This window comes from Pseudomonas sp. R3-57 (assembly GCF_051132065.1).
In the GTDB taxonomy this organism is placed as follows: Bacteria; Pseudomonadota; Gammaproteobacteria; order Pseudomonadales; family Pseudomonadaceae; genus Aquipseudomonas.
In genome coordinates, this window is the sequence record NZ_CP071655.1 from 3,573,569 (window position 1) to 3,586,440 (window position 12,872).

The 12,872-nt window shown below is 61.6% G+C and carries 11 protein-coding genes; 3 read left to right on the top strand and 8 right to left on the bottom strand.

What is annotated here, in order from left to right; all coding sequences use genetic code 11:
- The first annotated feature begins 164 nt into the window (after nucleotides 1-164).
- The 3 genes from J3P93_RS15930 to J3P93_RS15940 are packed head-to-tail and all read left to right on the top strand — an operon-like array spanning nucleotide 165 to nucleotide 5,640.
- A complete protein-coding gene (locus J3P93_RS15930) occupies nucleotides 165-1,409 on the top strand; it encodes an exonuclease SbcCD subunit D C-terminal domain-containing protein (RefSeq protein WP_434589437.1) in 1,245 nt (414 codons plus the stop codon).
- Entirely contained in the window at nucleotides 1,406-5,047 is a 3,642-nt protein-coding gene (locus tag J3P93_RS15935) for an AAA family ATPase (RefSeq protein WP_434589439.1), read from the top strand. Before J3P93_RS15930 ends, J3P93_RS15935 begins: the two co-directional genes overlap by 4 nt.
- A complete protein-coding gene (locus J3P93_RS15940; protein ID WP_434589441.1) occupies nucleotides 5,044-5,640 on the top strand; it encodes a glutathione S-transferase in 597 nt (198 codons plus the stop codon). Before J3P93_RS15935 ends, J3P93_RS15940 begins: the two co-directional genes overlap by 4 nt.
- A 135-nt stretch (nucleotides 5,641-5,775) precedes the next feature.
- On the opposite strand, the gene J3P93_RS15945 is transcribed toward J3P93_RS15940, so the two are convergent.
- From J3P93_RS15945 to J3P93_RS15980, 8 genes are all read right to left on the bottom strand, one after another.
- Nucleotides 5,776-6,033, bottom strand: a complete 258-nt coding sequence (locus J3P93_RS15945) for a hypothetical protein (protein WP_434589443.1) — start codon at nucleotides 6,031-6,033, stop codon at nucleotides 5,776-5,778.
- Nucleotides 6,030-6,242, bottom strand: coding sequence for a hypothetical protein (locus J3P93_RS15950; RefSeq protein WP_090282942.1), 213 nt, complete (start codon nucleotides 6,240-6,242; stop codon nucleotides 6,030-6,032). Before J3P93_RS15950 ends, J3P93_RS15945 begins: the two co-directional genes overlap by 4 nt.
- Before the next feature lie 433 nt (nucleotides 6,243-6,675).
- Nucleotides 6,676-6,855, bottom strand: a complete 180-nt coding sequence (locus J3P93_RS15955) for a hypothetical protein (RefSeq protein ID WP_090282941.1) — start codon at nucleotides 6,853-6,855, stop codon at nucleotides 6,676-6,678.
- Nucleotides 6,856-7,010: 155 nt separating this feature from the next.
- Nucleotides 7,011-8,186 (bottom strand): lactonase family protein, encoded by a 1,176-nt coding sequence (locus J3P93_RS15960; RefSeq protein WP_434589445.1) that lies wholly within the window; start codon nucleotides 8,184-8,186, stop codon nucleotides 7,011-7,013.
- Complete coding sequence (locus J3P93_RS15965) at nucleotides 8,186-8,485, bottom strand: DUF5629 family protein (protein ID WP_434589447.1); 300 nt, start codon at nucleotides 8,483-8,485, stop codon at nucleotides 8,186-8,188. Before J3P93_RS15965 ends, J3P93_RS15960 begins: the two co-directional genes overlap by 1 nt.
- A 170-nt stretch (nucleotides 8,486-8,655) precedes the next feature.
- The gene (locus J3P93_RS15970; protein ID WP_434589449.1) at nucleotides 8,656-10,236 is read right to left on the bottom strand and encodes an aldehyde dehydrogenase (NADP(+)); all 1,581 of its coding nucleotides are present in this window, start codon (nucleotides 10,234-10,236) and stop codon (nucleotides 8,656-8,658) included.
- Between the two features lie 9 nt (nucleotides 10,237-10,245).
- Nucleotides 10,246-11,238, bottom strand: a complete 993-nt coding sequence (gene araD1, locus J3P93_RS15975) for an AraD1 family protein (protein ID WP_394597205.1) — start codon at nucleotides 11,236-11,238, stop codon at nucleotides 10,246-10,248.
- Between the two features lie 159 nt (nucleotides 11,239-11,397).
- On the bottom strand, nucleotides 11,398-12,720 hold the full coding sequence (locus J3P93_RS15980) for an MFS transporter (protein ID WP_434589451.1): 1,323 nt from the start codon (nucleotides 12,718-12,720) through the stop codon (nucleotides 11,398-11,400).
- Between the last annotated feature and the right edge of the window lie 152 nt (nucleotides 12,721-12,872).

Genomic DNA, 12,872 nt, shown 5'->3' on the forward strand with positions numbered 1-12,872 from the left:
TGTACCTCGTGGCGATTGTGGCGAGGCCGCACGACTGCGCCTCACGCAGTTGCTTCAGCATTGATCGCCACGACAGCCCTGGCCCGACAATAATCTGTAAACTTCCCTTATTTTGCCGCCGTCATATTCAAGCGGCCTTCACCTGATTTTTAGCGGAGTCCACCTTGCGTCTGTTCCACACCTCCGACTGGCACCTTGGGCAAAACCTGCACGGCCAGGAGCGCGATTTCGAGCATGCGTGCTTTCTCGAATGGCTGCTGCGCCAATTGCAACTGGCGCAGCCGGATGTGCTGCTAATTGCCGGGGACATCTTCGACACGGTCAACCCGCCAGTCAAAGCCCAGGAACGCCTCTACGATTTCATCGTCAGCGCCCATGAGCAGCAGCCGCTGCTGACCATCGTGATGATCGCCGGCAATCATGATTCCGGCTCGCGCATCGAACTGCCCGCGCCATTGATGCGGCGTTTGCGCACCCATGCGCTGGGTCGGGTGTTGTGGCTGGATGACGGGCAACTGGACGCCGAACGCTTGCTGCTGCCGTTGCCGGATAAAACCGGTGAAATTGCCGCATGGTGTCTGGCGCTGCCATTCCTGCGGCCGGCGGAAGTCACCGGTGCGCACCTGGGCGACAACTATTTGCGCGGCATCGGTCAGGTGCATGAATGGCTGATCGCGGCGGCCAACGCCAAGCGCCAGCCGGGTCAGGCGCTGATCGCCATCAGCCACGCGCACATGGCCGGCGGTTCGGTGTCGGAGGATTCCGAGCGCAGCCTGATCATCGGCAACGCCGAAGCCCTGCCCGCCAGCCTGTTCGGCGCGAGCATCAGCTACGTCGCCCTCGGCCATTTGCACAAGCCGCAGAAGGTCAATGGCGAGGAGCGCATTCGCTACAGCGGCTCGCCGATTCCGCTGTCGTTCTCGGAGATCGGTTATCAGCACCAGATTCTCGATGTCGTGCTCGACGGTGAAACGTTGGTCAGCGTCGAGCCGAAGCTGATCCCGCGCTCGGTCAATCTGCAGCGCATCGGCCCGGCGCCACTGGCCGAGATTCTGCTGCAACTGGCCGATCTGCCGAACATCGACCTGCTCGCCGAAACCCAGCGCCAACCGTGGCTGGAAGTGCGCGTGCGCCTTGATGAGCCGCAGCCGGATCTGCGTCATCAAGTGGAAACCGCGCTGCAAGGCAAAGCCGTGCGCCTGGTGCGCATTGCCGCTGAATACGCCGGTAATCGAGGCGCTGATGGCAGCGATGACGGCAGCGCGCTGATCGAACTCGACCAGCTCACCCCGCAGGAATTGTTCAGCCGCGCCTGGCTCGACAACTATGGCAGCGAGGTCGACGAACAGACCCTCAAGGACTTCGCCGAACTGCTGCAGGACGTACAAATGGAGGGCGAGCAGCCATGAAGATTCTCGCCATTCGTTTGAAGAACCTGGCTTCGCTGGCCGGCCCGTTCGAAATCGATTTCACCGCCGAACCGCTGGCCAGCGCTGGCTTGTTTGCGATCACCGGCCCGACCGGCGCCGGCAAAAGCACGCTGCTCGATGCCTTGTGCCTGGCGCTGTTTGGCGCGGTGCCGCGCCTCAACAACACCGGCCGCGACGCCAAAGTCCCCGACGCCGACGGCGAAATCGCCACGGGCGACCCGCGTACCTTGTTGCGGCGCGGCACCGGTGAAGGCTATGCCGAAGTAGATTTTGTTGGCGTTGACGGTCGTCGCTATCGCGCGCGCTGGGAAGCCAACCGTGCTCGCGAAAAGGCCGGGGGCAAGTTGCAGGCCAGCCGGCAGAGCCTGCGCGACATCGATCAGGATCAACTGCTCGCCAGCCAGAAGGGCGAATACAAAACCCAGCTCGAAGCCGCGCTGGGCCTGAACTTCGAGCAGTTCACCCGCGCCGTGTTGCTGGCGCAGAGTGAGTTCAGCGCGTTCCTCAAGGCGGACGATAATGACCGCAGCGAACTGCTGGAAAAACTCACCGACACCGCGCTGTATACGCGCCTCGGTCGGCGCGCCTTCGACAAGACCAAAGAGGCCCGCGAAGCGCACAAGCTGTTGCAGGATCAGGCCAGCGGCGTCACGCCGCTCGCTCCCGAAGCCCGCGCCGAACTGGACGAGCGCTGCAACGCCGCGCAGCAGCAAATGAAGCTGCAACAGGCGCAGCTCAAGCAGCTCGAACAACAGCACGGCTGGCTCAAGGATTTGCGCCTGTTGCAGGATTCGCAGCAAGCCGCCACCGAGCAATTGCACAGCGCGCAGCAGCAATGGCAAGCGCTGGCCGGCGAACGGGTCAAGCTGACTCGACTGGAGCAACTGGCGCCGCAACGTCACCAGTTCGCCCGCAAAACCGAACTCGATGCACTGCTCACGCCGTTGGCCGCGCAGATCGCCGCGCACACGCAACAACACACCGAACTGAGCGAGCGCCAGACGCATCTGGAGCAAACCCTTGAGGCCGCGAAAGTTGCCCTGAGCCAGGCGCAACAACAGCAAAGCGAGAACGCGCCGCTGTTGCGTCAGGCCTTTGATGAACAAAGTGCTCTCGCGCGTCTGGTCAAGGACGTCGCGCAAAGTACCGAGGCCAAACTCGCGGCGCAGCAGGCCTGCAGCGACGGCCAGCAGGCCATTCAGGGCTTGCAGGAAAAGCAGGCCGAGGCCGCCGAGCGCCTGCAGCGCATCGCCAGCGCGCTGGAGCAAAGCGCCCATCTGGCGCCGCTGAGCGATGCCTGGAACGCCTACCGCGATCGCCTGCAACAACTGATGTTGATCGGCAATCGCTTGAACAAGGGTCAGGCAGAACTGGCGAGCCTCGAAGACAGCGCCGCCCGCAGCGCTGATGCCCTGACCGCACAAAAACAGCAACTGGAAGTGCTGTTCAAGGAGGCCGGCGCCGAGCCCGATGCCGTCGCCGAACAGATCGGCCTCCTTGGCACATTGCTGCAGGACAACCGCAAACAGTTGCGCGCCTTCGAAGATCTCTCGCGTTTGTGGGCCAGCCAACAGGACCTCGACAAGCGCGCTAGTGAATTGCAACAACGCCTGCTCAGCGCCCAGCAGCAACGCGAGCAGTTGACTCAAGACGGGGTGAAAAGCAAAGCCGAGCTGACCGTGGCCGAGCAAACCCTCAACGTCACCCGCGAGTTGCTCGAGCGTCAGCGGCTGGCGCGCAGTGCCAGTGTCGAAGAATTGCGCGCGCAGTTGCAGGACGACCAGCCCTGCCCGGTCTGCGGCAGCAACGAGCATCCGTATCACCAGCCTGAAGCACTGCTGCAAAGCCTCGGTCGTCACGATGAAAGCGAACAGGCCAACGCGCAGCAGGTAGTCGATCAGCTCAAGGAAAAACTCGCCGAATTGCGCGCCGAAGTCGGTGGCGTGATCGCCCAGCAGAAAGAACTGCTGCAGCAGCAGGAGCAACTGGCCGCGCAGCAACACGCCTTGGCGCCGAGCCTCGAGGCGCATCCGCTGGCAGCCCAATTGCTCAATCAGGACGCGGCCAGGCGCGACGCCTGGCTGAGCCGGCAAAACGAGCAACTGAACCAGAGCATCAGCCAGGACGAACAGCGCCAAAGCACCCTGCTCACCCTGCAACAGGACGCCGCGCGCCTGACTCAGCAACTGCGTCAGGCCGAAACCGCGCATCAGCAAGCCGCGCAGCAATTGAGTAACCAGCAGCGCGAACTGAGCAGCGACCGTCAGCGTCTCGACGAAGAACTCGCCGCGTTCGCCAGCCTGCTACCCGCTGACACCCTCGAAGCCTTGCGCCAAGAGCCGGCTGCGACGTTCATGCAGCTGGATCGGCAGATCGCCGAGCGTCTGGCTCAGCTTGATCAGCACAAGGAAGAACAGGCCGAACAGTTGCAGCGCCAGCAGACGCTGGAGAAGGAACAGGACCGCCAGCAGACCCGCGCCCAGCAATTGCACACGGCCGAAGCGCAACTCAACGGGCTGACCGAACAGCAGCAGACCTGCCAAGAGAAACTCGCGCAATTGCTTGGCGAACACAGCAGCGCCGAACAATGGCAGCAACAGCTCGAACACGCGGTCGAACAGGCGCGCAGCAGCGAAGCCCGTACCGCGCAGGAGTTGCAGAACGTGCGCACGCAACTCGTGCAAATCGCCGCTGAACTCAAGGCGCAGCAGGAACGCCTGCAAGCGCTGCAAACCGAAGATCACGACCTGCGCGGCAAGATCGCCGACTGGCGTGGCCGTCACCCGGAACTGGATGACCAAGGTCTCGAAGCCCTGTTGCAGGTCGACGACGCGCAACTCAGCGAACTGCGTCAGCGCTTGCAGCACAACGAAAAAGCCATCGAACAGGCTCAGGTGTTGTTGCAGGAGCGCGACCAGCGTCTGCTCGATCATCAGGCGCAATACAACGGCAACCTCGATGCCGAACAATTGGCCAGCGCCCTCGCCGACCTGCAAAATCAGTTCGCCGTCAGCGAGCAGCAATGCGCTGAACTGCGCGCCGAGCAGGTCGAAGACCAGCGCCGGCAGAACGCCAATCAGGCACTGGCGCAGCAGATCGCCGACGCTTACGCCGAATATCAGCGCTGGGCGCGCCTCAGTGCGTTGATCGGCTCGGCCACTGGCGACACTTTCCGCAAGATTGCCCAGGCCTATAACCTGGATCTGTTGGTGCATCACGCCAACGTGCAGCTGCGCCAACTGGTCAAACGCTATCGCCTCAAACGTGGCGGCAGCATGCTCGGCCTGCTGGTGCTGGACACGGAAATGGGCGATGAATTGCGCTCGGTGCATTCGCTGTCCGGCGGCGAGACATTCCTGGTGTCGCTGGCGCTGGCATTGGGGTTGGCGTCGATGGCCTCGAGCACGCTGAAAATCGAATCGCTGTTTATCGACGAAGGCTTTGGCAGCCTCGATCCGGAATCCCTGCAACTGGCTATGGATGCTCTCGACGGCTTACAGGCCCAGGGCCGCAAGGTCGCGGTGATCTCCCATGTGCAGGAAATGCACGAGCGCATCCCGGTGCAGATTCAGGTGCAGCGCCAAGGCAATGGTTTGAGCACACTGGAGGTGAAATGAACACGTTGTATTCCTTCCGCCGCTGCCCGTATGCGATGCGTGCGCGGATGGCCTTGCACTACTCAGGCGTGCCGGTGGAGATCGTTGAGGTCAGCCTCAAGGACAAACCGGCCGAGATGCTCGCGCTGTCGCCCAAAGGCACGGTGCCGGTGCTCAATGCCAATGGCCGGGTGATCGATGAAAGCCTGGCGATCATGCACTGGGCCTTGGAGCAGCATGATCCGGACGACTGGCGCCTGAAGAACGATCCCGGTGCGGAGCTCGTCACCAATATGCTGATCGAAATTAATGACACGCAGTTCAAGACTGCGCTTAACCACTACAAGTACGCCGAGCGCTATCCGGAAAAACCGATGGAGGTCTATCGAATGGAATGCGAAATGATCGCCCATTCGCTGGATCTGCTGCTCGCGGATCAGGACTATTTGCTGGGTGATCAGCTCAGCCTCGCTGACGTTGCCCTGCTGCCGTTCATTCGGCAGTTCGCCCATGTCGACCGCGAGTGGTTTGCGCAGACGCCGTATGTGGCCTTGCAGGGATGGTTGCAGCGGTTGCTCGAGTCTGAACTGTTTACGTCGGTTATGAAGAAGTAGCCTGACCTGCCTGACTTGACCGTTCCCTGCGCAGCAAGAAATGCAGCCCCGTACGTTCTGCGTCCACTCCAGAGCTGGAACGCGGAGCGTCCCTTGAGGCATTCCCACGCAGAGCGTGGGAACGATCATGACCGATCAGGCCAGCACCTGGCACATGCCCAGCGCCGAGCAATCGACTTCGAACGGGCCGAGGAAATCCACCGCGACCTTGGCCGGTGGGTTGCCGGCCATCAGCCCCAGCGTGTTGGCGCGTTCGATGTTGTGAGCGATGCTGTGATTGACCTCGATGGCCCGGGCCAGCGCGCCGACCGAGCCTTGGCCGATGCCCAATAACGAAGTGCCGTTGGTGAAGAACGCCAGACCGGCGATCACCCAGAGTCTGTAGCCTTTCATGCGCCGCCGACTCCTGCGAGTTCGGCCCGGTCGACCATGACGCTCTGCGAGCGCACTTCGAACTGGACACCGGGATGAGCGACGTCAATGGGCGCGTCGAAGCTGTGTTCCATCTGCGAGGCGATGCTGACAAACAGCACCACGGCCAGGTACACACCAATGGCCAGGTAGGCGCCGCGTTTGGCGGAGTGAAGGATTGCGCTGGCCATGGTGTTCTCCCGTAGGCAGGTTTCGATGCCCACAGAATCGATCAAAAAAGCCGTGGCAACCACTCAGGGTTTGCCATAGTAAACATCAGCTTCGTTGATTATTTAGCCGCTCTATTCCCTCGTTTGAAGAAACCTACGACCGAATGCCGCGCACAGTTGATCGTTCCCACGCGCAGCAAAGGAATGCCCGTTACTGATCGTTCCCACGCTCTGCGTGGGAATGCCTCTAGGGACGCTCCGCGTTCCATGGGACGCGGAGCGTCCCCGGCTGCATTCCCACGCAGAGCGTGGGAACGATCGATCAAAAACGTAGAGCGTGGGAACGATCGATGGTGTTGAGCGCGCAAAAAAGGGCCGTCGAAGGCTGCGATCTTTTGACGTTGAAGATCAAAAGATCGCAGCCTTCGACAGCCCTTTTCAGGTGACGGGAATTTCAAGCCTGGGTTTTGTGATCCAGTGCGGCGTAGAAGTTGGCGCTCTGTTGCAGGTATTTCTGGGTGTAGCTCTGGGTGTGGGATTTTTTCTCGGCGATTTCGACGTTGGCACCGGCAGGCAGTACCACGGTGGCGGAAATGGCGGAGGCGGCGATAACGGAGAAGAGATTGAAGTTCATGGCGGTAACCCTCGTGTTCGTTTGCTTGGTTTGCCCGGTCGGGCTGTGAAACAAACGTAACGCTGCAGGGTTGCCGCTTGAAATCTTTTGTAGCATTAGCCGTTATCAGTGTAATTAATACAAAGACGCAGGCCCCGAATAACGGGGCCTGCGGCTTATTGTCGCACTAGAAATTTCAGGTCGCTGGGCGCGTCGATTGGCAGTTTCTGCACGGTTTTGCCGAGCAGACCGGTCTTGCCATCGCGTTCGACGACAACAATCTCGTTGCTCTTCTGATTGGCGATCAACACGAATTTCCCGCTCGGATCGAGGGCGAATTCACGCGGATGGTCGCCTTCCACCGAGCGTTTTTGCAGCTCTTTCAACTGACCGTTGGCCGGATCGATGGCAAACACCACCAGTTGATTGGCGGTGCCACGGTTGCTGACGTAGAGAAACTTGCCGTCTGCCGAGGCATGCAACGCGGCGCCGGCCTTGTCCGAAGTCGGCTGACCGGCCGCCAGATCGACCAGTTGCGTCTGGGTCAGGACGCCATCCTTGTAGTTGAACACCGCGACCTGCGCGCTCATTTCCATGGTCAGCCAGGCGTGCTTGCCGTCGGCGCTGAACAGCAAATGACGCGGGCCACTGCCGGCCGGCAATGCCACCGACGGCGTCTTCGCAGGCGTCAGCGGCAGGTGCGGATTGGCTTTCGGGTCGAATTGATAGATGAAGATCTTGTCCGCGCCCAGATCGTTGGAGAACACGTAACGGCCATCCGGCGAGGACACCGTCGAATGCACGTGGTTGGACGCCTGACGCTCAGGATTGACCCCGCTGGCCGGGTGCGCGCTCATCTGCACCACCGGCTGGAGCTTGCCGTCGGCACCGACCGGCAACACCGCCAGGGTGCCGCCCGGATCTTCCACCACCGAATAGTTGCTGACAAACAAATGGCTGGCGTCAGCGCTGAGGCTCGAATGGGTCGGCTCGTTGCCCAGGCTCTGCACCTGATTGATCAGGCTCAGGGCGTGGGTTTTCGGATCGATGGCGAAGCTGCTGACGCGGCCGACCGGGTCCTGCTGGCCCGGACCGTTTTCGTTCACTACGAACAGGCGTTTCTGATCCCTGGACAGGGTCAGCCACGACGGGTTTTCCGTTTTGACCACTTGCAGCGGCTTGGCGGCGATCTGGCCGGTGGCGCTGTCGAAGCTCATCCGGTAAATGCCTTCGCTGCTGCCGGCGGTGTACGAGCCGACCAGCAACTGGAAGTTTTCCGCATAGGCGCCGGAAAAGCCCATCGCGCCGACGCTGCCGGCCATCAGCAGCGGCCAGAAATTACGCATTTTCATTATTGTTCATCCTCATCGTCGCTGCTGCTGACTACATCACCGAGGCAGACCAGGCGGTGTTCGCCGGTGGTCTTGGTGTGGCTGGCGTAACCGATGATCAGCCAGTTCTTCAGCTTTTCATCAAAGGTGGCAGCCTCGACTTGTGCCGGGGTGAATTCCCAATGTTTGGCCTCACGACCAACCATGCATTCGATGTGCAGGTTATCGTCTTCGTCGAGGGCGAATTCGAAGGCGTGCAGGTCGTCGATTACGACCATACCGCAGTGTTCGAGGGCGTTGAGAAGGGTTTGGGCAGTCATGGCAAACAGTCTTTCTTGGGGGGGAAAGGGCCAATGATAGCTTAATGTCGCGCCGTCCCCTTGTAGGAGTGAGCCTGCTCGCGATTGCATCGTGTCAGCCGACATCTTGATTGACTGACTCACCGCTATCGCGAGCAGGCTCACTCCTACATGGGGATCATGGGTGGGTTTTAGATCGCTTCACGCGATGGCTTGCCATCCACCAATCGTTGAATGCGCAACGGGTTGGCGTTCTTCAGCGGCTCGGGCAGCAAGCTGTCCGGGTAGTTCTGGAAGCACACCGGGCGCAGGAAACGGTCGATCGCCAGCGTGCCCACCGAGGTGCCGCGCGCATCGGACGTCGCCGGATACGGCCCGCCGTGGACCATCGAATCACACACCTCGACACCGGTCGGATAACCATTGAGCAGGATGCGCCCGACTTTCTGCTCGAGCAGCGGCGTCAGTTCGGCGAACTGTTCGAAGTCGGCCGGCTCGCCGATGATCGTCGCGGTGAGTTGCCCGTGCAGGCCGTGCAGCGCAGCGCTGAGTTGCGCCTGATCGGCGACTTCAACGATCACCGTGGTCGGGCCGAACACTTCTTCCTGCAGCACTTCATCGCCGTTGATCAACAGGCTGACATCCGCTTTGAACAGCTGCGGTTGCGCCTGATTGCCCTGCTGCGGATTGCCAGCCAGATGTTCGATGCCGCTGTGTGCCAGGAGTTTTTCCAGGCCTTTGCCGTAGCTGCCGAGGGTGCCGGCGTTGAGCATGGTTTGCGCCGGCTGATCACCAATCGCTGCAGCAACCTGCTGCACAAACGCGCTGAACTGCGGCGAGCGGATGCCGATGACCAGACCCGGGTTGGTGCAGAACTGACCGCAGCCCTGTACCACCGACGCGGTGAGATCGCGGGCGACGGTTTCCGAGCGTGTCGCCAGTGCCTGCGGCAGTACGATCACCGGGTTGATGCTGGACATTTCGGCGAACACCGGAATCGGCTGCGGACGCGCCGCGGCCATGTCGCACAGCGCGCGGCCGCCCTTGAGCGAACCGGTGAAACCAACCGCCTGAATCGCCGGGTGCTTGACCAGCCACTCGCCGACGCCACCGCCGTAGATCATGTTGAACACACCTGCCGGCATGCCGGTTTTTTCCGCCGCACGAATCACCGCATCCGCGACCAGCTCAGCGGTGGCCATGTGGCCGCTGTGGGCCTTGAATACCACCGGGCAACCGGCGGCCAGCGCCGCTGCGGTGTCGCCGCCGGCAGTGGAGAACGCCAGCGGGAAGTTGCTCGCGCCGAACACCGCGACCGGGCCGAGGCCGATGCGATATTGACGCAGGTCCGGGCGTGGCAATGGCTGCCGATCGGGCAATGCCTGATCGATGCGTGCGCCATAAAAGTCGCCGCGACGCAGGACCTTGGCAAACAGACGCATCTGCCCACTGGTGCGACCGCGTTCGCCCTGAATGCGCCCGGCCGGCAGTGCGGTTTCGCGGCAGACCACGGCGACGAAATCATCGCCGAGGGCGTCCAGCTCATCGGCAATCGCGTCGAGAAACTGTGCGCGGCGTTCAGCGCTGAGGCTGCGATAGGCCGGATATGCGGCGGCGGCGGCCTTGGCGGCGGCGTCGACTTCTTCTGCGGTGGCCTGAATGAAGTCGTGCGGCAGTGCTTCGCCGGTGCTGGCGTCGACCGATTGCAGTTTGACGCTGCCAGCGGCGCTGCGCTGACCGCCAATGTAGTTGTGACCGAGAATCTGAGTCATGGGATCTCCTTAAAGGGTGCCAATGCTGTCGGGGGCGAATACTGCGTCGATCGGCACGATACCATTGACCAGCGGTGCGCCGAACTCAGCCTGACTGATTTCAAACACGTCGCCCGGCTGGGTGCGAATGCCGTCGGCGAACGACAGCGTCGCGGTGCCGAAGAAATGAATGTGCACGTCGCCCGGACGCAGGAACTGCCGGTATTTGAAGTGGTGGTATTCGAGGTTCGCCAGGCTGTGGCACATGTTGGCCTCGCCGCTGAGGAATTCGTTCTGCCACAGCACTTCACCGTCACGCAGGATGCGACTGGCACCTGCAAGGTGTTGAGGCAATTCACCGGTGCGAAGTTCCGGACCATAACTGCAACTGCGCAATTTCGAATGCGCCAGGTACAGGTAATTCTTGCGCTCCATGACGTGATCGGAGAACTCGTTGCCCACCGCAAAGCCGAGGCGATACGGCTTGCCGTCGTGACCGATGACGTAGAGGCCGGCCATTTCCGGCTCCTCGCCCGCGTCCTCGGCGAACGGCGGCAACGGGAACGGTTGGCCCGGGCGCACGACGATGCTGCCGTCACCTTTGTAGAACCACTCCGGTTGCACACCGGCCTGCCCCGCCGCCGGTTTGCCACCCTCCAGACCCCATTTGAAAATGCGCATGGTGTCGGTCATGGCCGCTTCATCGCCGGCCTGCTGGTGCATTTTGTCCCGCGCCGAGGCGCTGCCCAAGTGGGTCAGGCCGGTGCCGCTGACCAGCATGTGCGCCGGGTCCGGGTGATCGAGTGGCGGCAGGATGCGCAGCTCGGCGAGCAGTTCGGGGTAATCGTGATCGGCGCCGAAGCCGAGGGTTTGTACGTGCTGCTCCAGCGAGTGGCCGGCCTCGATGGCGGCCAGCGCCAGATCGCGTACGCTGCGCGCGCCCTGCACTTCACGCACCCGCGCCGTGTCGACCACGCCGACGCGGCGCTCGCCGTTGGTTAATTCGAATTGAACCAAATGCATACGTCCTCTCCTTTAGTCAAAAATGCGCAACACTGCAAATCCCTGTGGGAGCTGGCTCGCCAGCGATAGCGATCTGTCAGACACATCAATATCGGATAGGCCGACGTCATCGCTGGCAAGCCAGCTCCCACAGGGTCGGTGGTAAATCATCGTCCGGGTTCAGGTGCGGGTAGCGCCCCGCGCACTGGCAGCAAACTGCTCAACCGGCAGTACATGCTTGCGTTCCAGCACACGATAAACGATGCCAGTCAGGATCAGCCCGAACACCATCACGCCCGAGAGGAAGTACAGCCCCGAAGCCAGATTGCCGGTGTATTCCTTCAGCGCGCCGATCACGAACGGCCCGATGTACCCGCCCAGATTGCCGACCGAGTTGATCAGCGCAATCCCCGCCGCCGCGCTCGCGCCGGCAAAGAAGCGCCCCGGCAAGGTCCAGAACACCGCCGTGCAAGAAAACAACGCAAACGCGACCAGACACAGCGCCGCCAGTTGCGCGACGGGCATCGACAGCCAGGCGCTGAGGAACAGACCCAGCGCACCGAGCACATACAGCACCGCCAGGTGCCCGTAGCGATCATTCAAGCGGTCGGAACTACGCGGGATGATCAGCAGGCCGATGATGCCGAAGATGTAAGGCACCGAGGACACGAAACCGGTGACCAGGTCGCTGCCGCCAAACTGCTTGATCAGCGTCGGCAGCCACAGGCCGAGGCCATAAATGCTCAGGGTCACTGGCAGGTAGAACAGCGCCAGCAGCAACACGCGCTTGTCCTTCAGAGCGTGCAACGGATTGCCGTGACGGGTCTGGCCGTATTCCTGCAAATCCTTTTTCAGCTCACCGGTCAGCCAGTCTTTTTCCGCCTGATCCATCCACTTCACTTGCTGCGGGCCGTCCGGCAGCCAGCGCAGCACCGGCCACGTCAGCAGGATCGCCGGAGTGCCGATGACGATAAACAGCCACTGCCAGCCGTGCAGGCCAAGGATGCCGTCCATGCCGAGCAAACCGCCGGACACGGGTCCGGTGATCATCATCGCGATCGGTTGCGAGAGGATGAACAGGCCGAGGATCTTGCCGCGATGGCGCACCGGGAACCATTGGGTGATGTAGTACAGCACGCCGGGGAAGAAGCCCGCCTCGGCCGCGCCGAGCAGAAAGCGCATCACATAGAAGCTGTGCGGGCCCTGAACGAAGGCCATGCCGATGGTGATTGCGCCCCAGGTGATCATGATCCGCGCGAACCAGCGCCGCGCGCCGAAGCGTTCGAGCATCAGGTTGCTGGGGATTTCAAGCAGGAAGTAACCAATGAAGAACAGCCCGGCGCCCAGGCCATAGGCCGCGTCGCCGATGCCGATGTCGGCGCCCATGTGCAGCTTGGCGAAGCCGACGGCGGAGCGATCCACATAGGCGATCAGGTACAGCAGGATCAGGAAGGGAATCAGTTTCAGTGTGATGCGCCGGATAAGCCGCAATTCCTGGCTCATGAGATCGGTCTCCGATTGTTGTTTTTATAGAACCTCGGGGGACGCCTCTCGCTGCACAGCGGCCAGGGCCATCCCTCCGTCGAAAACGACTATATAGTAATACTAATTACGCAACAACACTTCCAAAGCGGCGAATTTGCGCTTATGTTAGG